At 37.2% G+C, this 20,343-nt stretch carries 25 protein-coding genes; 2 read left to right on the forward strand and 23 right to left on the reverse strand.

The features are described from left to right. Positions 1-125: 125 nt before the first annotated feature. From EUBELI_RS13285 to EUBELI_RS13335, 11 genes are all read right to left on the reverse strand, one after another. On the reverse strand, positions 126-566 hold the full coding sequence (locus EUBELI_RS13285; protein WP_228003396.1) for an XRE family transcriptional regulator: 441 nt from the start codon (positions 564-566) through the stop codon (positions 126-128). Positions 567-663: 97 nt separating this feature from the next. After that, positions 664-873 carry an NUDIX hydrolase gene (locus EUBELI_RS14785; RefSeq protein WP_012740906.1) on the reverse strand — a complete coding sequence of 70 codons (210 nt, stop codon included), beginning with the start codon at positions 871-873 and terminating at the stop codon, positions 664-666. A 12-nt stretch (positions 874-885) separates the two neighbouring features. Then, a complete protein-coding gene (locus EUBELI_RS13295) occupies positions 886-1,398 on the reverse strand; it encodes an O-acetyl-ADP-ribose deacetylase (RefSeq protein ID WP_012740907.1) in 513 nt (170 codons plus the stop codon). Continuing rightward, positions 1,391-1,990 (reverse strand): hypothetical protein, encoded by a 600-nt coding sequence (locus tag EUBELI_RS13300; RefSeq protein ID WP_012740908.1) that lies wholly within the window; start codon positions 1,988-1,990, stop codon positions 1,391-1,393. The genes EUBELI_RS13295 and EUBELI_RS13300 overlap by 8 nt, the downstream gene beginning before the upstream one ends. A gap of 624 nt (positions 1,991-2,614) precedes the next feature. Next, positions 2,615-3,058 carry a flavodoxin family protein gene (locus EUBELI_RS13305; protein WP_012740909.1) on the reverse strand — a complete coding sequence of 148 codons (444 nt, stop codon included), beginning with the start codon at positions 3,056-3,058 and terminating at the stop codon, positions 2,615-2,617. Further along, a complete protein-coding gene (locus tag EUBELI_RS13310) occupies positions 3,055-3,303 on the reverse strand; it encodes a hypothetical protein (RefSeq protein ID WP_012740910.1) in 249 nt (82 codons plus the stop codon). Before EUBELI_RS13310 ends, EUBELI_RS13305 begins: the two co-directional genes overlap by 4 nt. Positions 3,304-3,347: 44 nt before the next feature. Continuing rightward, positions 3,348-3,884 (reverse strand): RNA 2'-phosphotransferase, encoded by a 537-nt coding sequence (locus tag EUBELI_RS13315; RefSeq protein ID WP_012740911.1) that lies wholly within the window; start codon positions 3,882-3,884, stop codon positions 3,348-3,350. A gap of 74 nt (positions 3,885-3,958) precedes the next feature. Beyond that, the gene (locus tag EUBELI_RS13320) at positions 3,959-4,483 is read right to left on the reverse strand and encodes a GNAT family N-acetyltransferase (RefSeq protein ID WP_012740912.1); all 525 of its coding nucleotides are present in this window, start codon (positions 4,481-4,483) and stop codon (positions 3,959-3,961) included. Between the two features lie 22 nt (positions 4,484-4,505). Further along, positions 4,506-4,847, reverse strand: a complete 342-nt coding sequence (locus tag EUBELI_RS13325; RefSeq protein ID WP_041689001.1) for an arsenate reductase family protein — start codon at positions 4,845-4,847, stop codon at positions 4,506-4,508. A gap of 21 nt (positions 4,848-4,868) precedes the next feature. Continuing rightward, positions 4,869-5,333 carry a YaiI/YqxD family protein gene (locus EUBELI_RS13330; protein ID WP_012740914.1) on the reverse strand — a complete coding sequence of 155 codons (465 nt, stop codon included), beginning with the start codon at positions 5,331-5,333 and terminating at the stop codon, positions 4,869-4,871. Between the two features lie 53 nt (positions 5,334-5,386). Next, complete coding sequence (locus EUBELI_RS13335) at positions 5,387-5,719, reverse strand: HNH endonuclease (RefSeq protein ID WP_012740915.1); 333 nt, start codon at positions 5,717-5,719, stop codon at positions 5,387-5,389. On the opposite strand from EUBELI_RS13335, the gene EUBELI_RS13340 reads away from it, so the two are divergent. Both EUBELI_RS13340 and EUBELI_RS13345 read left to right on the forward strand, forming a co-directional pair. Beyond that, a complete protein-coding gene (locus EUBELI_RS13340) occupies positions 5,718-6,149 on the forward strand; it encodes a S24 family peptidase (RefSeq protein WP_012740916.1) in 432 nt (143 codons plus the stop codon). The genes EUBELI_RS13335 and EUBELI_RS13340 overlap by 2 nt on opposite strands. Before the next feature lie 87 nt (positions 6,150-6,236). Next, positions 6,237-6,437 carry a helix-turn-helix transcriptional regulator gene (locus EUBELI_RS13345; RefSeq protein WP_041689003.1) on the forward strand — a complete coding sequence of 67 codons (201 nt, stop codon included), beginning with the start codon at positions 6,237-6,239 and terminating at the stop codon, positions 6,435-6,437. A gap of 139 nt (positions 6,438-6,576) precedes the next feature. Here EUBELI_RS13345 and EUBELI_RS13350 read toward each other — a convergent pair whose 3' ends face one another. The 12 genes from EUBELI_RS13350 to EUBELI_RS13405 form a co-directional block, all read right to left on the reverse strand. Then, the gene (locus EUBELI_RS13350; protein ID WP_012740918.1) at positions 6,577-6,801 is read right to left on the reverse strand and encodes a hypothetical protein; all 225 of its coding nucleotides are present in this window, start codon (positions 6,799-6,801) and stop codon (positions 6,577-6,579) included. A 21-nt stretch (positions 6,802-6,822) separates the two neighbouring features. Next, entirely contained in the window at positions 6,823-8,535 is a 1,713-nt protein-coding gene (locus EUBELI_RS13355) for a methyl-accepting chemotaxis protein (RefSeq protein WP_012740919.1), read from the reverse strand. 109 nt (positions 8,536-8,644) lie between these two features. After that, entirely contained in the window at positions 8,645-9,859 is a 1,215-nt protein-coding gene (locus tag EUBELI_RS13360; protein WP_041687873.1) for an IS256 family transposase, read from the reverse strand. Positions 9,860-10,274: 415 nt separating this feature from the next. Continuing rightward, positions 10,275-12,089, reverse strand: a complete 1,815-nt coding sequence (gene ftsH / locus EUBELI_RS13365; RefSeq protein ID WP_012740920.1) for an ATP-dependent zinc metalloprotease FtsH — start codon at positions 12,087-12,089, stop codon at positions 10,275-10,277. 50 nt (positions 12,090-12,139) lie between these two features. Further along, positions 12,140-13,129 (reverse strand): choloylglycine hydrolase, encoded by a 990-nt coding sequence (gene bsh / locus EUBELI_RS13370; protein WP_008396540.1) that lies wholly within the window; start codon positions 13,127-13,129, stop codon positions 12,140-12,142. 364 nt (positions 13,130-13,493) lie between these two features. After that, positions 13,494-14,066: a CDP-alcohol phosphatidyltransferase family protein gene (locus tag EUBELI_RS13375; protein WP_012740922.1), complete on the reverse strand. Its 573-nt coding sequence runs from the start codon at positions 14,064-14,066 to the stop codon at positions 13,494-13,496. Continuing rightward, a complete protein-coding gene (locus EUBELI_RS13380; RefSeq protein ID WP_012740923.1) occupies positions 14,056-15,120 on the reverse strand; it encodes an FUSC family protein in 1,065 nt (354 codons plus the stop codon). The genes EUBELI_RS13375 and EUBELI_RS13380 overlap by 11 nt, the downstream gene beginning before the upstream one ends. 31 nt (positions 15,121-15,151) lie before the next feature. After that, positions 15,152-16,195: a HAMP domain-containing sensor histidine kinase gene (locus tag EUBELI_RS13385; RefSeq protein WP_012740924.1), complete on the reverse strand. Its 1,044-nt coding sequence runs from the start codon at positions 16,193-16,195 to the stop codon at positions 15,152-15,154. Further along, positions 16,195-16,905 (reverse strand): response regulator transcription factor, encoded by a 711-nt coding sequence (locus EUBELI_RS13390; RefSeq protein ID WP_012740925.1) that lies wholly within the window; start codon positions 16,903-16,905, stop codon positions 16,195-16,197. Before EUBELI_RS13390 ends, EUBELI_RS13385 begins: the two co-directional genes overlap by 1 nt. Further along, a complete protein-coding gene (locus EUBELI_RS13395) occupies positions 16,884-18,317 on the reverse strand; it encodes a phospholipase D family protein (RefSeq protein WP_012740926.1) in 1,434 nt (477 codons plus the stop codon). The genes EUBELI_RS13390 and EUBELI_RS13395 overlap by 22 nt, the downstream gene beginning before the upstream one ends. Before the next feature lie 175 nt (positions 18,318-18,492). Then, positions 18,493-18,918: a MarR family winged helix-turn-helix transcriptional regulator gene (locus EUBELI_RS13400; protein ID WP_006858455.1), complete on the reverse strand. Its 426-nt coding sequence runs from the start codon at positions 18,916-18,918 to the stop codon at positions 18,493-18,495. Position 18,919: 1 nt separating this feature from the next. After that, the gene (locus EUBELI_RS13405; protein WP_012740927.1) at positions 18,920-20,284 is read right to left on the reverse strand and encodes a citrate/2-methylcitrate synthase; all 1,365 of its coding nucleotides are present in this window, start codon (positions 20,282-20,284) and stop codon (positions 18,920-18,922) included. Positions 20,285-20,343: the final 59 nt, after the last annotated feature.

Here is a 20,343-nt window from a genome sequence, read left to right on the forward strand (position 1 = left end):
GATCGTATATTATAGTACCATGTTTAAACCTAATTCCTGCATTAGCTAAAAATGCATAGTCAAAATCAACATTATAGGCTATCAGCTCGACACAGCCATTAAATACAGCTTATCTTACAGAAATATTAGTTATTACTCCTTTGTAATTTTCTTTTATTATATGCATCTTCATCAATAGCCCCAGAAGCCAACATTCTTTCTGACCATAACTGAAGTGTTTCAACATTTACCGATATTTTTTCTAATTCCTCCTTAATATATATGAAATCATCTAATTCGTCGTTATCAATTATACCATCAGCTGTAATCTCAATGAGGCACTCCTGCTTCTTGTTCATCTTATTAAGAGAAGCTACCGTTTCAAGTATAATCTGAGGGAGCTCTTTCATTTTAATCTCTGGAACATATTGCTGTCCAATTGGACACTGATTTGAGCAATAATAATTACACAATTCCGGTGATTTATACTTATCAGCCATTATGAGTACTTCTTCCGGATGTGGCAGCACCTTCTCACTGTCTATTTTTTCAATTCTCTCTGGAGGCACGCACTCTAAAAAGTTCACTTGCCTTTTCTCGGCTAAGTCCTAGCTCCTCTCTTTTTAACTAGTATACATTCTTATTCTCTTTAATTGATTCTCTTCCCATTTCTTATTCCTTCACTTAAAATCTTACTGTATCTTTGCTATAATTCCTTCTTCTGTTATAGTTTGCAGACATTCCATAGGCACATCTGAATGCATTATCTGCCTCTACATGACCACCTGGGAAAGTCGTACCAGAATAATTCTTGCCCACTTTATCCAAGGCCAGTACATTTCCTTTATTATCACTAATCATGCACATGTTCATGAATACTACTTTTTCTATCATCTGTTACTCCATTTAATATAGCTTATCAACTTCTTTTTCATATGCTGATTCTGTATCTCTGTCAAACAGAACAAAATATATTTCTTCTATTTGCTTTGGAAATTCCTGCTCAAATCTTGCCACAACATTTACAGCAATGTGTGCTGCCAGTTTAACAGGAAAACCATAAACACCTGTTGATATAGATGGAAACGCTATTCTTTTTATACCTTTTTCCATTGCAAGTTTAAGCGAATGATAATAACAGCTGGCAAGCAACTGCTCCTCATTATCCTTTCCGCCTCTCCATATAGGTCCGACTGTATGTATAACATAATCACATGGCAGATTATAGCCTTTGGTAATCTTTGCTTCTCCTGTTTCACATCCATGAAGCGTCCTACATTCTTTTAAAAGATCAGGACCTGCTACCCTGTGAATTGCTCCATCAACACCGCCACCACCTAAGAGACTGTTATTTGCTGCATTTACTATAGCATCAACATAATCTATTTTTGTTATATCACCTAGAACAGTTTTAATCATCGTAATTTCTCCCAAATATTTTCTTTAAATAATTTCCCATTATACCGTCAATTGTACCACCGCCAATATCGCCTTCAATTACTCTTTTTCTTCCATCCTTATAAGTAATCTGCAAGGTATATCCATATCCGTCGCAAACTTGTGCTTCCATAATATTCTTTTTCCATAATGGTGCACCAAATAACTTTTGATATTTATTGTATAATCTTAATACATTCTCTTTTTTTGTTACGCATATGTCTTTGTATGTGTAACGATTAGATTCTCCTTGATACATATATTCAATCCACCTACCATCCGGATATATCTCATACACATATCTTCTTTTCATATCTATTGTTCCTAACCCGAAATCTTCTACCTTAAAGCGTATTTTCTTAATATACATTCCCGGCAACAAATCTAGCGACCATCTGTATCCGCATTCCTGACAGCCATAATCTTCGTGCGGCTGGTCATCAAGCATAATGCTACCACCATATATTATTTTATTGTTATCAATTAATTCTCTGATTTCATTATTGTCAGGTTGTATCCCATAATATATTGGTGCTACATTCTCTGAATCACACTTAGGACATTTCACTATCATTTATCTGCTTCTTCCTTACTATATTGACAATTCCTTCTTCAGCTACTTCCCAAACTTCAATATCTTCTAATAAATGTCCGTAGATACGGCAATAGTACTCCGCAAGACTTTCACCTATCCTAAAACCAATATAGTTATTATATCAGATTTGTTACAACATGTCCTTTTAATTAGATGTTTTGTTACACTTAAAATTTTAGGTATGTAACATCCATATATTCATCAGAAATTTTGTTACCACAGTAACAAAAAAAATGGCTTGTTACTACACCTTAACAAGTCATTTTCAATCTGATTAATATATAAAAAGATATATTTTTACATGGTGCCATAATATAAGCTAAGAAATCTCCTTGCAAGATTCAATTCTGTTTTCTCACACATAATCACATTTTCAATACATATGAATATTCTCTTATTCTTAATGAGCTTCACTTAAAATTTAAATATTCAAGCTCCGTTAAACACAAATTTCCACAACTCCTTGACGAATAAAGATGTATCAATTAATATGAAATCAGGGTAGTTATAATATTCTTATACAAACCTTTGCAGAGACTCCGTGGGAAGAGTCTCTGTTTTTTGTGCATAGGTGTATACCATATACATGATGATACTTTTAAATCACTTTCCCTTTTCCAACTCTTTGAAAAAAGCCTTTGCATTATCCAAATCATTCTTATCCGGATGTCCTTTTGATATGCCTCCAATAAGTTTGAATGGTCCAAATGTGTCAAATCCCTTACAAGAAAATTCTCCCACAATTCTTCCCTGCTTTTCTTTTACAATTTTCTTTATAGAATCAAAGACCGGCTTTCCGCCATAAGTACACATAAGAAAAACATCCTTATTCTCTGGAAGATTTACTTCTGCAAAGTTAATTACGGACTGATGCATCTTGCCAAAATAAATACCAGAAGCAAAACCTATAAGATCATACCCTGATAAGTCCTTTTCAGTAATCTTAGCTGCATCAACTACATCAATATCATTTTCAGCTGCTATTGCACATACCAGCTCTTTTGTATTATTGTGATGAACCGACGCGTATATAATAACTGTTTTCATATCTGCTTCACTCCATTATTTCTTAGTTTAAAATCCAATCTCATCTGGTGCCACAGGACATTTCCATGAGTAGATTTATCAGTTATACCCTCATCAAACATAAGCCAGAAATGATTCCCAAAATATTTTATTCTTTGCTCAAATTCTTCTTTAGTTGCTGCCTCTAAGACAGGAAAACATACAGATTCAACCGATGCAATATCGTCTAAATCAGCCATTGTTGCATATCTTATATTCACAATCATTCCTTCTTTACTATTGCTTTTTACATTTAGTTCTTATCCATATATTACAATATTTTGCTTAAATACTCTGCCGGAACAGCCTTCGTAAGCCATACTCCATTTACAGATAAGAAAAACTCATATCCGTCATCTGCCATCTTTCCGGCTGCCACCCTATACACCATAGGCTTTCCGTGCCTGCTGCCTACCTTAACTGCTGTATCAGTATCCTTTGATAAATGAACATATAACCTGCTCTTAGAAAGTAATCCTTCTTTATCTATCGATGCAACAGACTTCTCTCCCGTTCCATGGTAAAGAAACTCTGGAGGAGTTTTCTTTTCAAGTTCAACATCAACAGGTATTGAATGTCCCTGGTTCGCTCTGATCAAGGTCTTATCTTCATTAAATGAATACCGCTGCTTGTTGTCGGTTCTTACAATTTCTTCAAGCATCTTCATATCAAATGGTCTTGTTTTGCTTATACCTGATATTAACTCAGATACATCTGCCCAGCCATGCTCATCAAGCTTGATTTCTATTGTTTCCGGCTTGTGCCGCAAAATAAGACTTAAAAATTTGCTTGTGTCCGTTAATCCCATTGTTATCCCCCTTTAGTTTTCTTTTATAGCTGTAAGGCAGATACTGCACATTATATGCGTATTTCTAATACTTTCTACTCTATCACATACTCATACATTCTAAACTGCCTGTTTCCAACTACCTCATAAAAAATGTTTTCAGTACTTACATATTTAAAGCCAGCTCTGATATATAACTTGTCAGCTAGTGTGTTCTTATCTATTACATCAAGATGAATGGCTTCAATGTTTTCTAACTTAGCATATGATATTAAGTTTTTTACAAATTGAGTAGCAAGACCCATACCGCGGTACTCATATCGCACTGCAAGAGCATGGATTATCCATACATTATTATCCCTTTCATTTACTTTCCACGCTACCCTTTTATACTCTTTATTAGAATTACTGTTAACTATGGCACACGCCTTAATAATTCCTTCATCTCTTAATACGAACAACTCTTTCTGAACAATACCAGCCATTAAAAAATCTGCTGAAGGATGTACACCCTTTTCCCAGTCAGGAAAAGAAGGTTCTTCTTTGCTTTTATCTATTAAATCCCAATAGAGATTTTCTATCTCATTAAAATCCTCCAGGCATGCTAATTCAAAATTCATATATCTGTCTCCTAATTTTTATTTAACTCCAGTTCTTCCAGACATCCGGCTGGTATCCGAGTGTTGATGCTTTTCCATTTCTTACAACAGGAGTCTTAATAACTGAAGGATTTTCCATTACCTTTTCAAGTTTATCTTCATCAGCTGTGTATTTTATAAGCGCAAGCAGATCTTTGTCTTTTCCATCCCAGTTAATCATTCCCTGTAACCCGCCATTAACCTGAGCCACAGAATTAAACTCCCCCTTGCTCATTCCTTTTTCCTTCATATCTATAAACTGGTACTTTATGCCTCTTTCCTTAAAGAAACGCTCTGCCTTCTTTGTATCATTGCATTTCTTAGTTCCAAATATCTGTATATTCACAATAGTTTCCTCCAAAATTTATTAATCTTTTCCTGCATTTTCCTGTAGCAGCTTTTCCACTAGTCTCTCAAAAGAGACTTCAAAGTTATAATCATCCTTATCACTTCTTTTTCTTGGACCTTTCATGTGGTTTTTACTGCTTGCCCGCCTTGCCTTCTTACTTATATGTCTCTCCATTAACATAAGATCAATATTTTCATTTGTATACCATTTCCCGGACTGATGAATGGCATATGCACCCTTACTTAATGCCATGGCAGCTACACCATAGTCCTGCGTAACTACTAAATCTCCTTTTTCACAAAGGCTTATTAACTTAAAATCAACTGCATCAGCTCCGGCACCCACATATACCACTTCTGAATAGTCTGATGTAAGATAATGATTAGTATCACACAAAAGCGTTACGGCAATATTATGACTCTTAGCTATTCTTTCAACTATCCCAATCACAGGGCATGCGTCAGCATCTACATATATATGCATACTCTTATCTCTTTCATTTACAATCAATTGTTATATACATTTAGGAACTGTCTCTATTTCATTCCCACAGATAACTTATACCAGCGTTTTATGTATGGGTCATCAAAAAGCTCAAGGTCGTTTTCTGTAAGTTTCACAAAAAGATCAGTAAGCCCGTCATACTCATTAATATCTCCTGCAGGATACAGTTTCCAGTTTAGCTGCTCTATTGTCCAGTTACTCTTAACTGAATTGTGAAACATAGACGTTGTCGCATAATTAGACAGGTTATCCTCTCCTCCAATGGCAATAGGAATGATGTGGTCAATTGTTGGGACCAGCTCCCAGTAGGCACTGTGACATTCTTCCATCTTCCAATGGCTCTGATATGGAAATGCATCCGGCATGTATGAAAAGCAGACTGCTAAGATAATTCCATTCCGTAGCATTGATATTTTTGAAAATGCCGTATCAGCCGGAACCGGTAACTTCCTTGTAGACGGACCGAAAGAGACTGTACGCATAGATGAATCTATCCTGCCGGAAGATACTACTTTCGGTGTTCGCATTAGTGGTGACAGTATGGAACCTGAATTCCACGATGGTCAGATTGCATGGGTATTACAACAGGAATCTGTTGCTAATGGAGAAATCGGCATCTTCGCTCTAAACGGAGAAGCCTACATCAAGAAATTACAAAACGATAAAGACGGAATTTCCCTTATCTCGCTTAATGAAAAGTATGCACCTATCAAGGTTGGAGAAAACGACCGCTTAGACATATTTGGAAAAGTTCTTGAAAAATCTAATGCTTCTGCTATCACAGGACATTGCTGATAAAATTGCAAGTCCTTTTTATTGGACACATTATTTTGCATAATTGAAAATAAGAAAATATCTATAGAACTGAAAGAAGGGATTTTTATGGCGGTTACTAATAATATCAGAGAAATCCAGGAACAGCGTGGCATTTACCAGGATGACCTTGCCGCTGCTATCGGATACAGCACCAAAACTGTCGGCAGGATAGAACGTGGGGACAGCACCCCATCTGCCGAATTTATGCTGCGGATATCAAAGTACTTTAATATGCTGGTCGAAGATGTATTCCATGTGGAAGATTGAGCTGGGTATTTTATCCAGCTCAATCTTCCGCTCCCTGTAAATGAGAATTTGTCCGCTCCTTTATATAAAATAATTCCATTTTTCAGAACTACTAACTATTTTTCTTATCTAAATGACATTGATTATCTAATTAACTACATTATTTTCTGTCTAAAATATCCATAAATTCGTCACCTGTAATTGTTTCCTTATTCATAAATTTATCAGGAAGCATAAAACGCTCTACCGCTGACTGTGATATCCTCAGTGTATCATTCTTCAAATCTATAATATACAGATAATCATCCATACAAGGTGCAATTAAGTCAATCATACTTCCTGCTTCCCGCTCGTCAAGTATTTTATATGCATCAAAAGCCATCATCAAAATTCACCTTCCATTGTATTACTCTTCAATGTCTGAGATTTTGAATTTCGCTATCATTTCACTCAGATTTTCTGATTCACTGCTCATCTGCTGGCTCGCAGCCGCACACTCCTGTGATGTTGCTGAATTGGTCTGTACAACATCATTGATCTGCTCAATTCCTTCGTTAATCTGCTTGATCTCACTGGTCTGGGTCTCAAGTGTATCAGCTATATTAATCACCTCTTTTGTAATCACCTTAGAGTTCTCTGCTACTTCTTCAAGCTGTGAGGCTGTCTGCTCTGCAATATTCATGCCTTTTTCAACAGCCTGCACAGATGCCTCTATAAGCGCAGCTGATTCCTTTACAGCCTGTGCACTTTGATCGGCAAGAATATTTACCTGATTTGCCACAACCGCAAAGCCTTTTCCTGCCTCCCCTGCCCTTGCCGCCTCAATAGAAGCATTTAATGCGAGCAGGTTGGTCTGTGATGCAATATCATTAATAGTTGATATAATCTGATCTATCTGTTTAGAGGCTTCGTTTATTTCATGCATAGATGCAACCATCTCCTGCATCTTTCCATTGCTTTCCCAAATTGCACCTCCAAGTTCGTCCACTTTTCCACTGATTTCCTTTGCACTCTTTGAATTCTGCTCCACCTGTTCTGAAACTCCCGCAACTGTCGCTGTCAGTTCCTCTACAACCGCAGCCTGATTGGTTGCACCGTCTGCAAGGTCATTTGAGCTTGCAGCTACCTGCTCTGCCGCACTTGAAACCTCGCTTGATACATGCTGGATTCCCTTTATGGTGACTGCCATACTTTTTTCAAATTCCATAAATGAATTTAAAATACCTACAAAATCGCCTTTCCACTCTACTTCCGGCTGTGCATCAAAATGTCCGTCCGCAAAGAGCTTCATCGACCTGTCTATATCATCCACATATGAGCCGAGAATACGGATAGACTTTCTCATGCTGTGTGCCAATCTACCGATTTCATCCTCTGAATGGTACTCAAGTGTGCTGTGAAGATTTCCTTCTGTCAGCTCCTTTGCCACATCCTCGATTGCATGTAACGGCTCAAGGATTGTATCAAGCACGATCTTTCCTGTTCTCTTTGTCAACCGCCATGCACATGTCAGACAGATAATGATGACTATGAGTCCGACTGCAGCACATACGTATGTACTTACAACTGCCTGAAGGCTTCTTTCGTCAGTCAGCTTGTCGATTTCCTTTGCAAGCTCAACAGTTTTATTTAACTTTGGTGTACACTCATTGATAATCTGATCAACAGCCCCATCCTTCTGTCCGGCTTTAATCTTATCCATGATTGAGTATCCGGTATTCGCCCAGTCAGAAAGAGCCTTTGAATATTCATTATACTGATTCTCCGGAACAACACCTGATTTTTTTATTGTTTTTAACTGCACATCAATATCCTCGAGCAAAGTTTTTGCACCCTGCTCATAATCTTCATACGTAGACTGGTCAGGATTAAGTGCCATCTCTCTTACATTTCTTGCCGCTGAAGTTACATTTATTCTACATACCTTAACCGCCTGATCAGAAGCATTTACCTTGTTTACATAGTTTAACATATTGAAAAACAACACACCAATGACCGCAATCGAAAGCAGTCCCGAAATAAGCATCATGGTAATAACCATTTTGTAACCATAGTTGATTCTTTTACCCAAATGCATGTTTTCCAATTTCTTTTTCATCGCACCTTTTTTTGAAGACATAATTTGTTATTTCCTCCTATCTTATGATACCTTTTGACTCTTTAATCATATTATTATTAGTCAAGTCCAAATTTGTGTGTAAATTCATCTTTCAGTTATGTGGTTTTATCTACGCTACTTTTATCTTCAAAAGATTTGACTGAATGGAGCTTAGTTTATCATAGTACTCTTTCATATCAAAGATTTTATGACCTACACTCCATTCATTATGATCATCTTGAAGGACTGCACCAATTAATCTAATAATAGATTCTGTATTTGGAAAAATCTGAATAACTTTTTCGCGTCTTCTGATTTCTCTGTTCTCGCGTTCTATTATGTTGCTGGTTCTTAATGCTATACGATATTTTGAGGGAAGTGCCATGATGGTAATACTATCTTCAAATCCTTCATCAAGGACAGTCATTGCTTCATTTGCAACATCCTGATATTCATCGTATATAGATTCTTTTAAACGACGGGCCTCTTCAATAGTAGCTGCGTTAAACATGTCTCGTAACTCAGAAGCTAAACCAGTGCTGTATTTTTTAGGACACTTATTTATGATGTTTCTTGTAAAGTGAGCCTGACATCGCTGCCATGAAGAGCCAGAGAAACTCTCCTTTATTGCTTCAACAAGCCCCGCGTGTGCGTCAGATATTACAATATCTACACCGCGCAAACCGCGACTTTTAAGATTTTCAAAAAAGTCTCTCCAGGTGTTCACTTTCTCTGAATCATAAACTTCAAATCCCAGGACTTCTTTGTGCCCGGTATTGTTTATTCCAATTGCAACAAACAACGCTTTTGATTTAACACGATGATCTTCACGAGCTTTTAAATATATCGCATCAACAATAATAAACGGATAGTGTTCCGGCAATAAGCGCTCCTTGAAATGCTTAACAGGGACATCTAGTTCCTTGCAGATTTCAGAAACAGCAGATTTTGAAAAAGATTCTCCACAAAGCTCTTCAGTTACTTTTTTTATATTTCTGGTTGATACGCCTTGCACAACCATTTCCATCATTGTTGTAATTAAAGCCTGTTCATTACGCTGATAATTTTCGAACAAGGAAGTTTTAAATGGAACATTACGATGTCTTGGAACCTGTAATTCAATCTTTCCAATACGGGTGGTTAATGTTCTTGTCCTAACTCCATTTCTATAATCAGAACGTTCTTGAGATCGTTCGTAATTACTTGCTCCAAGCTGTTCAGTAGATTCAGCCTGAAGAACCTGATTAAGTAAAGCTTCCATAAGTTTGCCAAAAGCTTCATCCTTAGTTTCTGAAAAAAGTCCTACAAAAAAATCACTATCTAATGTAAAATGTAATTGAGCCATGAGTTTCATCCTTTCAATTATGTTTTTGTGTGGTAACTTAATTATAACTGAAAGATGAGCTCTCGGCTCTTTTTTATATAAATTTGTAATTTACACCATTATATGGACTTTATCTTATTATTTATACTCAAGTCCGAATTCATCAGACTAATTTAATATAGTACTTTTTTCTAAGGACACAATACTGTATTCTCAATAATCTTTATGTGAATCTTTCTATTAAATATGTGGATTTGCACAAAATGGTATAATTTTTCGTAATCCCCCTTAAAATACATATTTTACGAACTGTTTGTATTTTTGGTCAGTTTTGCAAACTTGAATTTGTCCGCTCCTTTATATAAAATAATTCCATTTTTCAGAACTACTAACTATTTTTCTTATCTAAATGACATTGATTATCTAATTAACTACATTATTTTCTGTCTAAAATATCCATAAATTCGTCACCTGTAATTGTTTCCTTCTCATACAGGTACATAGCCAGTTCGTCCAGTTTTTCCCTGTTTTCAGCAAGGATTTTTCTTGCTTTTTCATGCTCTGCTTTTACGAGATGCACGACTTTTTCATCAATTTCCTTCTGTGTATCTGCAGAACAGGAAAGAGACGTATCGCCGCCAAGATACTGGTTGGTCACGTTTTCCATTGCCACCATGTCGAATTCATCTGTCATGCCGTAGCGGGTGATCATCGCTCTTGCAATTTTTGTTGCCTGTTCGATATCATTGGAGGCTCCGGTCGTGATCTCACCAAATACGATCTCCTCTGCCGCACGTCCGCCTGTAAATGTAGCAATCTTATTCTCAAGTTCTTTTTTCGTCATCAGATATTTATCACCCTGCTCAACCTGCATAGTGTAGCCGAGTGCACCTGAGGTACGCGGGATGATTGTAATCTTCTGGACCGGTGCTGAATGACTCTGTAATGCAGCTACCAGAGCGTGTCCGATCTCATGATATGCAACAACCTTCTTCTCTTGATCTGAAAGAACCGCATTCTTCTTCTGATATCCTGCAATAACCACTTCTATACTTTCTTCGAGATCAGATTCATTTACAACGGTCCTTCCACTACGGACAGCACGTAATGCTGCTTCATTTATAATATTGGCAAGCTCCGCACCGGATGCCCCCGATGCCATACGTGCAATCGTATGCAGGTCAACATCATCAGATGCTTTTATCTTCTTTGCATGAACCTTTAAAATTGCTTCACGGCCTGCAAGATCCGGCAGTTCAACCGGCACACGTCTGTCAAAACGTCCCGGACGTGTAAGTGCCGGATCTAACGACTCCGGACGGTTCGTTGCAGCAAGAATGATGACACCATTATTTCCTTCAAATCCATCCATCTCTGTAAGAAGCTGATTTAAGGTCTGCTCCCTCTCATCATTTCCGCCCATTTGTCCGTCACGCTTTTTACCAATGGCATCAATTTCATCAATAAACACGATACATGGTGCCTTTTCCTTTGCCTGTCTGAAAAGATCTCGAACCTTGGAAGCTCCCATACCGACAAACATCTCTACGAATTCTGATCCGGACATTGAGAAAAATGGTACATTTGATTCACCTGCAACTGCTTTTGCAAGCATTGTTTTACCAGTTCCCGGAGGTCCTACAAGAAGGACACCTTTTGGCATAGACGCACCTACATCGGTATACTTCTTCGGATTGTGAAGATAATCAACGATCTCTGAAAGGTTTTCTTTCGCCTCATCTTCTCCTGCAACGTCTGAAAAACGGATTCCCTCACTGGATTGCACATAAATCTTCGCATTGCTTTTTCCCATTCCAAAAGCCATCGAATTTTTTCCTCCGGCATGCTCCATCAGTTTCTTCGCCATATAATTTCCCAGTGCTATAAAAAGGATCAATGGCAAAACCCCGGTCAGCAGGAAGCTGATGATCGGTGACATCTGCTTATCGATATCTTTTGCGAATACTGCTCCACATTCATATAGCCTGTCCGTCAGGTTCGGATCGTTCATCAGACCTGTTTTATAAATATTTTTTTGATCTTTATCTGTAAAGATGATCTGATTGTCCTTAACTTCTACTTCACCGATATTCTTCTTCTCGATCATGCTCATAAAAGTTCCATAATCCGTTTCCTTTACCTGATGCTCCATAAGGATTGGTGTGACAACCAGATTAAATACGATCAGCACTATTAACACAATCCCATAATAATATGCCAGTGGTTTTTTCGGTGTTTTAACTTCTTTCATGGTCTTTCCTCCTGTTGTTCTGCGTTATGCTTTCTCCGTGCATTTTCGTATTATTTATTCTGCCATCTGACTTCGCCCTTGGACAGAAGCGGATAACAGATCAGCTGATCTGAATCCAGATTTTCCGCATGCATGTCAACCGCTGTGATCTGATGATTATCATAAGTCGTATAATAATAAATACCTTTTGCTGTATTACAACAGGACGTGTATATCGTGATCTCATATTTGCCTTCTGTCACCTCACAGCATCCACGCTGCTGATCTACGGATCCTAAGATATGGAAGAACTGGCTTACACTCTCATCCTCTTCTTCACCGGAGATCGAATTTAATTTTGTAAAGGCAACTTTCACAAATCTTGACTGGCTGGAAAGATCTCCAGGTATTCCCATTCCACCCATTCCTCTGCTATATGCATCAAGCTGTAATACTCCTGCAAAAGTACTCTCCGGCTGTTTTCTGGATACTCCGGCATAATTATTCAGTGCAAACATCTGACTCGGGAATGGTGGATTATTGGTAAGCACTCCTACCGGATTATCATATACATGCAGCCCATCCTTCATAGACTCAACAACGATACAGGAGTCTTTGTCTGCAATGATCCAGTGAAGCTGTGCTGTCGGCAGCTGTTCACTGAATGCTGTACCTGTCAGTCTCATTGCTGCCAGCTTCTCTCTCGCCTCTGCTACAGTAGCACACTGTGTAAGGATCCATGGGATGAACTCGAACTGTGCCACCTGGCTGACTTCTGTTTCATCTTCCGGCAAAGCCTCTTCATATGCCGCATTGCCGACAAAATTAAGACCTGCCATTCCAAGGCCTTTTTCATTAACAGCATCATAATAAAGCGGATAACCTTCTGCAACAAATGCCATTCCGATCAAAGCATAATGGCTTTTTATCTTCCCGGCAAACCGGAAATCAAATTCGTAATTTCTTGGCGTTATCGTGATCTGTTCCCCATAGGAAAATTCATAATCAAGCGTTCTGCCCATATAAAAATCTTTTGTTTTGTAAGTTGCTGCTGTACACATATCGAACACCTCTTCTTTCTGCTATAATAGTCCTGCAAACAATCTCATAAACAACTGTCCGATCCGTAAATATGCACTCCGTCCTGTGCGGTACTTTTCGGTCACTTCCCTGCATTCATTCATTGTTGCTCCAAGATCATCTCTTATATCCAAAACTGTCTGACTACCATTCTACTGCATTATAAGGCAGATAAGCAATCTGTCTTTTTGTCATAAAAAACCTTATCTAAATGACATTGAATGATTTATTTTCTATCTAAAATTTTATTAAACCGACTAAAGACTCCATAGTTTGTGTGTTTGACTTACTGTTTATATCTATCTTCTCCTAAATATTTTTCTAGTCATTGCAATATAAAATTGCTTATACCGTCTCTCCCTTAAGAGTCCTGGTATTCTGGATAACATACAGAGCGACCGATATGACCATCATTATAGCGCACAAACCAATCAACAGATCTGATACCATCGGTGTAATTTGGAACCATATAATATGAACCGCTGCAGTTCCATATAATAAAAAGGTTACTATCTTTCCATGCCAGTCTGCACCATGTACTTTTCCTGTCTTTCGTATCATAAGACATCCACTGACTACCATATACAGTTCCTTACCTGCCATTATTACGATTAAAAGAAGCATATGCGGAAAACGAGTAAACAGACAGATTAACATCGCTGCCTGTGTCAGCTTATCAGCCACCGGATCAAGTATTTTTCCTAAATTACTAATCCTATGGAATCTTCTTGCGATATATCCATCAGCAAGATCCGTAAGACCAGACAGCAATAAGATTTCACCAGCTAACAGAGGATTTTTCTTTACACAATAACTCCATATAATTACCGGAATCAGACAAAGCCGAAAAAAAGAAAGAAGATTAGGAACCGTAATAATTCTATTCAAATTTTCTTCCTGATTCACTTCACTCTGCATGTACGATCACATCACTTTCCTTTTTTTTAGACATAAACCAATAAAATATAACACAAAATGCTAAAGCAAACACAACACCAAAAACATTTTGAATCACTCTAAGACTAACCGCTCCTTGTAGTCCATAAGTCTCTGCAGCAATGGCTAAAGCACCAAATGTGTTAAATACTGCCTGCCAGCCATATTGTGCTGAAAATCCTACACCGATTCCTCCAAGAATTCCTATATATGCATAGATTGACGAAGGAAGCAGAAAATATAACACTGTAAAACATATAACACCTGCAATATTTCCGACAATCCTTTTACGGACTCTGTAGTGCATATCTTCCATAAATGGCAAAATCGCGGACATGGCTGCAATACCAGCCCACATTGCACGTGGCATATTACAAAGTTCTGCAATGCAAAGGACAATCGGCACGCATAAAATCTGACATATCTGCCATTTTGTTCTGGAAGAAGTGATATCAAATTCTTGTATCAGATCTTTCAGATTTCTTTTATAAGTTCTGTTTTTATGATTTCGATAAAATACGAAGCAGGTAAGTGCTGCACCTAAAGCCATTCCGACTAATCGCATCTGATAGCTTTTTCCCGTAACATCATAACCATATAGCAGTAGATACCCAAGAACCAATGTAGATTGATTAAACATGAATGGATTATGGCATCCGAACAGAATCAACACAGCCAGTGCCGCAATATTTAACAGCATTCCCAATACCGGTGAAAACTGATTTGCTAAATGCGGACATACAGTCATAATTACAAAGAACAAAGCCAAAAGCATCGTAGATTGTCCGGTGTGGATCCCCAGATCCGCATTCCGAAATACCATAAGGCATAATAAAACTACTACACCCACAATACTATTCTCATTTCCAAATAAGATACTGAAAATAGTAACAAATAAAAAACAAAATGCCATTGTAACAGCTATCTTTACCAAATATACCAGTATATGATATGATTTTTCTTTCACTGTTTCACTCTTTTTCAACAGATTTTTAGAACCTGCCTGATTTAACTGCAATTCCTGATAAAATGTCATGTAATTCCTCCTCTATCTGTTTTTCTTAAACTTATATGGCCTCATCTTTCTGTATTGGAAGCTCTACAACAAATCTGCATCCACCATATTCACGGTTTTCTGCTTTGATTGTTCCTCCGGCACTATCTACAATCCGTTTTACAAGTGCAAGACCTAGGCCATTTCCTTCTGCTTTATGAGATCCATCTACCTGATAGAACTTGTCAAATATTCTGGATTTTACATCATCCTCTATTCCTGGTCCTTCATCTTCCAGAATGAACTTAACAGAATCCTGTTCTTGTTTCAGAAACATCGTAATTGTCCCCTTTGATGGGCTGAACTTAATCGCATTATCCAAAAGATTTATCCAGATATGCATAAAAAGTCCTTCATTCCCAGTATATTTAACTTCCTCCAGCTCTACCTGAAAACCAATTTCTTTTTCTGTCCATTTTGTTTCCAATGAAAGAAATGCCTGGCGGATCTGTTCATCCAGACGATATTCTGTTTTTTTCATTGGTATATTCTGATTCTCTAACTTGGATAACAGCAAAATATTTCCAACCAATCCGGAAAGTCTTTGGGTGTTAAATAAGATTTTTTCTACATATTCCTCTTGATCCGGAGACAGTTCTTCTCCCTGAAGCAGCATTGTATATCCTTCAATGGCATTAATCGGGGTCTTAAACTCATGAGAAACATTAGATACAAAATCCATCTGCAGCACCTCTGTTGCACGAAGTTCTTTTGTCATAACGTTAAAACTTTGATAAGATTCTCCAACTTCTGCTATACGGCTGTTCGTTTCCAAATGCTGTTCAAAATCTCCCCGAGAAACTTCCTTCATTGCTTTACTAAGCCTAGTAATTGGTTCCAGTAACTTTGCATTAATAAAGGAAGTGATCAGCCCTGCAATCAATGTATTGAAAATCAAAAGCCAGCCAAGCACAGGTATACTGCCCGGCAGATTAAAAAAATGATTCAAAATAGCAAATAATAAAGCAGATATAACTGTTGAAAATACAAGTGCCAGCCAGATTGCACCAGTCAGACAGGATCGGATCCGCAATCCTTTTTCTTTCTTTTGTTCCATTATTTTTTCACCACCTTGTATCCAATTCCACGCATTGTTACGATTTCAAAATCAGGGTTATCTTTAAAACGCTCTCTGATTCTTCCTATATGTACCTCTATCGTATGTGGGTCTGCCTCCGTCTCGTATCCCCATACTTCATCCATCAACTGTTGTTTTGTAAATGTTCTGTCTGGCGAAGCTGCAAGCTTATATAAAAGCAGGAATTCTTTTTTAGGCAAAACAAGACTTTCCTTATCAGTTGTAACCGTCATTGCATCATAATCAAACTCTGTTGAACCGATCACAATTTTGTGTTCATTCAGTATCTGTGCACGGCGAAGCAGTGCTCCGACTCTTAAAACCATTTCATTCACATTTACCGGTTTTACCATATAATCGTCACTTCCCGAAAGAAATCCCTGGCGCATATCATCAAAGGAACCTTTCGCAGTGATCATAAGCACTGGTATCTGATATCCTGCTGAACGAAGTTCTGACACCAGTTCATAGCCATCCATAACCGGCATCATAATATCAGAAATGATCAGATCAATATATTCCTTATCCAATACTTCTAATGCCTGTGCTCCATCCGATGCACTTTTGACTTGATATCCATTCTTCTCAAGCACTTTTTGGAATAGCTGGCTTAATTCTTTATCATCTTCTACAATCAATATTTGAAACACGTTTTCCTTCCTCCTTATTAAAACAGATACCTTGCCCATCCAAGCAGATGCTGTACCAAAAATATTTTTCTCTGACGCTTCTTTGTCAATTCAATTGGCTCTACATGATACGGATCACGATAGGTTCCATCTTCCAATACCTGTCGGGACACTCTTTCATATTCCATCATGCCCTCTTCCAACTGTTTATTAATATCTTTACTGCGAATTACAAGCATCAGTTCCGTATCCAGATATGCACTTCTCATGTCCATATTAAAGGAACCGATTACAGACAGATCATCGTCAATCAGAATACTTTTTCCGTGGTATGAATAACCGCCTTCATATTCCCAGATATTAATTCCTGTACTTAAGATTCTATTTCTGTTTTTCGCATAATCGGCAGCCCCAAATGGATTCCCATTATTCGCAACTGAATTTGTCATGATAGAAAAATCTGAAACGTTCTCTGCAATCTCCTCCCATGTATTATACATCATATCATTACAGATAATATATGGCGTGTGGATCTTCACACGATTTTTTGCATTTTTCATCAATTCTCCCAATTGATACCACACTACTGGTTCTTTGGAACCTGTGTGAATAGGATTTGACACTAATGCAATCTTTTCTGTCTCAAAAGTTTCGTCCGTGTAATCGGTATCGCAGATTCTTTCCTTATTCTCTTCAAAATATTTCTGATAGCCGTTCTGCAGCTCTAAAACTGCGTTCTTTACAGATTTTCTATTTGCCAGTTTTTTATTGTCATGAAAATAACCACTGTCTTCTTGTTCCCATATCGTTTCAAAATACTCTAACAACTGGTTAACTGAATTTTCTTTCTCAGGTTCATCGCAAACCACTAACACGTCTCTGTCATAGTTCTTATGTCCCGGAAAATCACCCAGGAAATAATTGTATGTATTTCTTCCGCCAAGAATATATGTCTTACCATCTGCAATCAAATATTTATCATGCATTCTACCCATCATTTTCCATGGTTTCAACGGATTGGCCTTATTATACAGTTTAATTTCAACATTCTCATGGGAAGATAATCCATAGAAATACGGATTTCCTTCCATATCAATCCAGCTCTCCATTCCATCTACTAACAGACGAATATGTACACCTCTGTCTGCCGCATCATGCAGTGCTCCTAAAATCAATTTTCCACTTTCATCGGATTTAAATGCAAAAGTAGAAAGAATAATTTCCTTTTTTGCATTCTTGATCAAACGCACTCTTTGTAAAAGCGCTTCTGGATTCTTTTCTATGATTACTGCCCGTTCTGTATTTTCACTGCATTCGTTCCATGACCCATTTTTTGTTTCTTTTTTGGTTGTATTGGACACTTCCGGCTGCTTTTTATATGCAACGCAGATTCCGATCAATTCATAAAAAGCCACACATAAAAAAATTGCCAGTATAACAAGAAGGATTTCACATATTTTATACTTTTTCATTGTACATCACCTGATTCCTTTTTATTTCATACTTATACAATACAAAGTCAATCTCAATTTAACCTCAACAAAATTTATTTTTCATAAAAAAATATGACAGGCTTCTTTTTAAAGAAACAGTCATATTTTTATTCTAATATATGAATGAGCTTTTCTTACTCCGTTTTATTAATCACTATTTTATTTCTTCCATAAGCTGTCGGATTTTTCTCAATGTACATCGTGTAACTGCCAGGTCATCTTCTTGTATATTCGATATGATTTTTTCATAAGCTTCTATCATTTTTTCTTTCTGACAATTACTTAATTCAATTGCCTTGTTCGTCAAAACAAGGTACGTTCTTTCTTTTTTCTCATCTAATTTCCAGATAATATATCCTTTATTTTCAAGACTTTTTACCATCTTAGATGTTTCTGGAATCGATAATTTCATGTATTCTGCCACTTCTGAAAGATATACTCCTTCATGACAGTCTGATTTTTCAACACATTCCTTTATACTATAAAGGAACAAATAATCTGTTCTTTCGACAAATTCAAATATGCTTTCAACATTGATGCTCTTTAAAAAAAACTCCTCTGCACTGGTTCCTGCTCCCATATTATCGTTCCTCTCTTTCTATATATTCTTTTTTGCTGACTAGACTCTTATATGCCGGGCGAATGATCTTATCTGTAGTTATCAATTCTTCCAGGCGATGTGCACTCCAACCAGCAATTCTTGCTATCGCAAATAATGGCGTGTACAATTCTCTTGGAATATTCAACATGTCATACACAAAACCACTATAGAAATCTATATTAGGACTTACTCCTTTGAATATCTGACGCTGCTTTGCAATCAATTTAGGTGCAATCTTCTCAATATTGTTATAAAGGGTCATATCTTTCTCACGTCCTTTATCCCTTGCGAGTTGTTCTACAAAGCCTTTGAACACCCTTTCTCTCGGATCGGAAATAGAATATACAGCATGTCCCATTCCATAAATAAGTCCCTTCTGATCAAACGCCTCTTTCTTCAAAATCTTACTCAGATATGATGCAATTTCCTCTTCGTCTTCATAATCTTTCACATGACTTTTAATATCATCCATCATATTCATTACCATCAGATTTGCACCGCCATGTTTTTTTCCTTTTAAGGATGACATTGCTGCTGAAATAACAGAATAAGTATCTGAACCTGAAGATGTTACTACTCGTGTAGTGAATGTAGAATTGTTACCACCACCATGTTCCATATGTAACAATAATGCTATATCCAGTACTCTTGCTTCCAGTTCTGTGAATTTTGTATCTGGTCTTAATAGGCGCAGGAAATTTTCAGCAATAGATAAATCTTTTTCAGGTCTATGAATATACATACTTTCGTTTTTTTCATAATGACAATAAGCATGGTATGCATATACTGCTAACATAGGAAATACTGCGATCAACTGCATACTCTGCCTTAGCACATTCGGAATTTCAAGACTTTCTTTCTCCTTATCGTAAGAGCCCAATGTAAGAATACTTCGAGTCATAGAACCCATAATATCTGATGTAGGTGCTTTCATAATGACATCTCTGGTAAAGTTAGTCGGTAGTTCCATACAATCAGATAGTCTTCCCTGAAATTCCATTAACTGTGTATCAGTTGGCAATTCTCCGAATAAAAGAAGATATGCTCCTTCTTCAAAGACAAACCTTTTTCCTTTACTTCCTGTTACTAAATCTTTTATATTATAACCACGATAAGATAACTCGCCATCACATGGACTCTTTACTCCATCATGATATTCAAAAGCTTTTATATCAGAAATATTTGTAAGCCCCGTCAACACACCTTGGCCTTTTTCATCTCGTAAGCCTCTTTTTACACCATACTCTGAATACAGATTCTTACTAATGCTATCATTTTGTTCACAAAAAATTGCTTGCCGTTTCATATAATTTTCCAAATTGCTCATTTGAATCGCTCCTTTCATTCTGTTACGAACTTACATACTATACTCAGATATTCTTGTTTCCAGAGCATTCAGCATTG

Source organism: [Eubacterium] eligens ATCC 27750, assembly GCF_000146185.1.
Taxonomy (GTDB): Bacteria; Bacillota; Clostridia; order Lachnospirales; family Lachnospiraceae; genus Lachnospira; species Lachnospira eligens.

Excerpts from the sequence above, each read along its gene's own strand:
- EUBELI_RS13340 (WP_012740916.1), top strand. The coding sequence starts at position 5,718 with ATGTATGAAAAGCAGACTGCTAAGATAATTCCATTCCGTAGCATTGAT.
- EUBELI_RS13355 (WP_012740919.1), bottom strand. The coding sequence starts at position 8,535 with ATGTCTTCAAAAAAAGGTGCGATGAAAAAGAAATTGGAAAACATGCAT.
- EUBELI_RS13335 (WP_012740915.1), bottom strand. The coding sequence starts at position 5,719 with ATGCCGGATGCATTTCCATATCAGAGCCATTGGAAGATGGAAGAATGT.
- EUBELI_RS13405 (WP_012740927.1), bottom strand. The coding sequence starts at position 20,284 with ATGAAAGGAGCGATTCAAATGAGCAATTTGGAAAATTATATGAAACGG.
- EUBELI_RS13295 (WP_012740907.1), bottom strand. The coding sequence starts at position 1,398 with ATGATTAAAACTGTTCTAGGTGATATAACAAAAATAGATTATGTTGAT.
- ftsH (WP_012740920.1), bottom strand. The coding sequence starts at position 12,089 with ATGAAAGAAGTTAAAACACCGAAAAAACCACTGGCATATTATTATGGG.
- EUBELI_RS13375 (WP_012740922.1), bottom strand. The coding sequence starts at position 14,066 with ATGCAGAGTGAAGTGAATCAGGAAGAAAATTTGAATAGAATTATTACG.
- EUBELI_RS13395 (WP_012740926.1), bottom strand. The coding sequence starts at position 18,317 with ATGAAAAAGTATAAAATATGTGAAATCCTTCTTGTTATACTGGCAATT.
- EUBELI_RS13385 (WP_012740924.1), bottom strand. The coding sequence starts at position 16,195 with ATGGAACAAAAGAAAGAAAAAGGATTGCGGATCCGATCCTGTCTGACT.
- EUBELI_RS13345 (WP_041689003.1), top strand. The coding sequence starts at position 6,237 with ATGGCGGTTACTAATAATATCAGAGAAATCCAGGAACAGCGTGGCATT.
- EUBELI_RS13310 (WP_012740910.1), bottom strand. The coding sequence starts at position 3,303 with ATGATTGTGAATATAAGATATGCAACAATGGCTGATTTAGACGATATT.
- EUBELI_RS13330 (WP_012740914.1), bottom strand. The coding sequence starts at position 5,333 with ATGCATATATATGTAGATGCTGACGCATGCCCTGTGATTGGGATAGTT.
- EUBELI_RS13315 (WP_012740911.1), bottom strand. The coding sequence starts at position 3,884 with ATGGGATTAACGGACACAAGCAAATTTTTAAGTCTTATTTTGCGGCAC.
- EUBELI_RS13300 (WP_012740908.1), bottom strand. The coding sequence starts at position 1,990 with ATGATAGTGAAATGTCCTAAGTGTGATTCAGAGAATGTAGCACCAATA.
- EUBELI_RS13390 (WP_012740925.1), bottom strand. The coding sequence starts at position 16,905 with ATGGGCAAGGTATCTGTTTTAATAAGGAGGAAGGAAAACGTGTTTCAA.
- EUBELI_RS13400 (WP_006858455.1), bottom strand. The coding sequence starts at position 18,918 with ATGGGAGCAGGAACCAGTGCAGAGGAGTTTTTTTTAAAGAGCATCAAT.
- bsh (WP_008396540.1), bottom strand. The coding sequence starts at position 13,129 with ATGTGTACAGCAGCAACTTACAAAACAAAAGATTTTTATATGGGCAGA.
- EUBELI_RS14785 (WP_012740906.1), bottom strand. The coding sequence starts at position 873 with ATGATAGAAAAAGTAGTATTCATGAACATGTGCATGATTAGTGATAAT.
- EUBELI_RS13350 (WP_012740918.1), bottom strand. The coding sequence starts at position 6,801 with ATGATGGCTTTTGATGCATATAAAATACTTGACGAGCGGGAAGCAGGA.
- EUBELI_RS13305 (WP_012740909.1), bottom strand. The coding sequence starts at position 3,058 with ATGAAAACAGTTATTATATACGCGTCGGTTCATCACAATAATACAAAA.
- EUBELI_RS13380 (WP_012740923.1), bottom strand. The coding sequence starts at position 15,120 with ATGACATTTTATCAGGAATTGCAGTTAAATCAGGCAGGTTCTAAAAAT.
- EUBELI_RS13320 (WP_012740912.1), bottom strand. The coding sequence starts at position 4,483 with ATGAATTTTGAATTAGCATGCCTGGAGGATTTTAATGAGATAGAAAAT.
- EUBELI_RS13360 (WP_041687873.1), bottom strand. The coding sequence starts at position 9,859 with ATGGCTCAATTACATTTTACATTAGATAGTGATTTTTTTGTAGGACTT.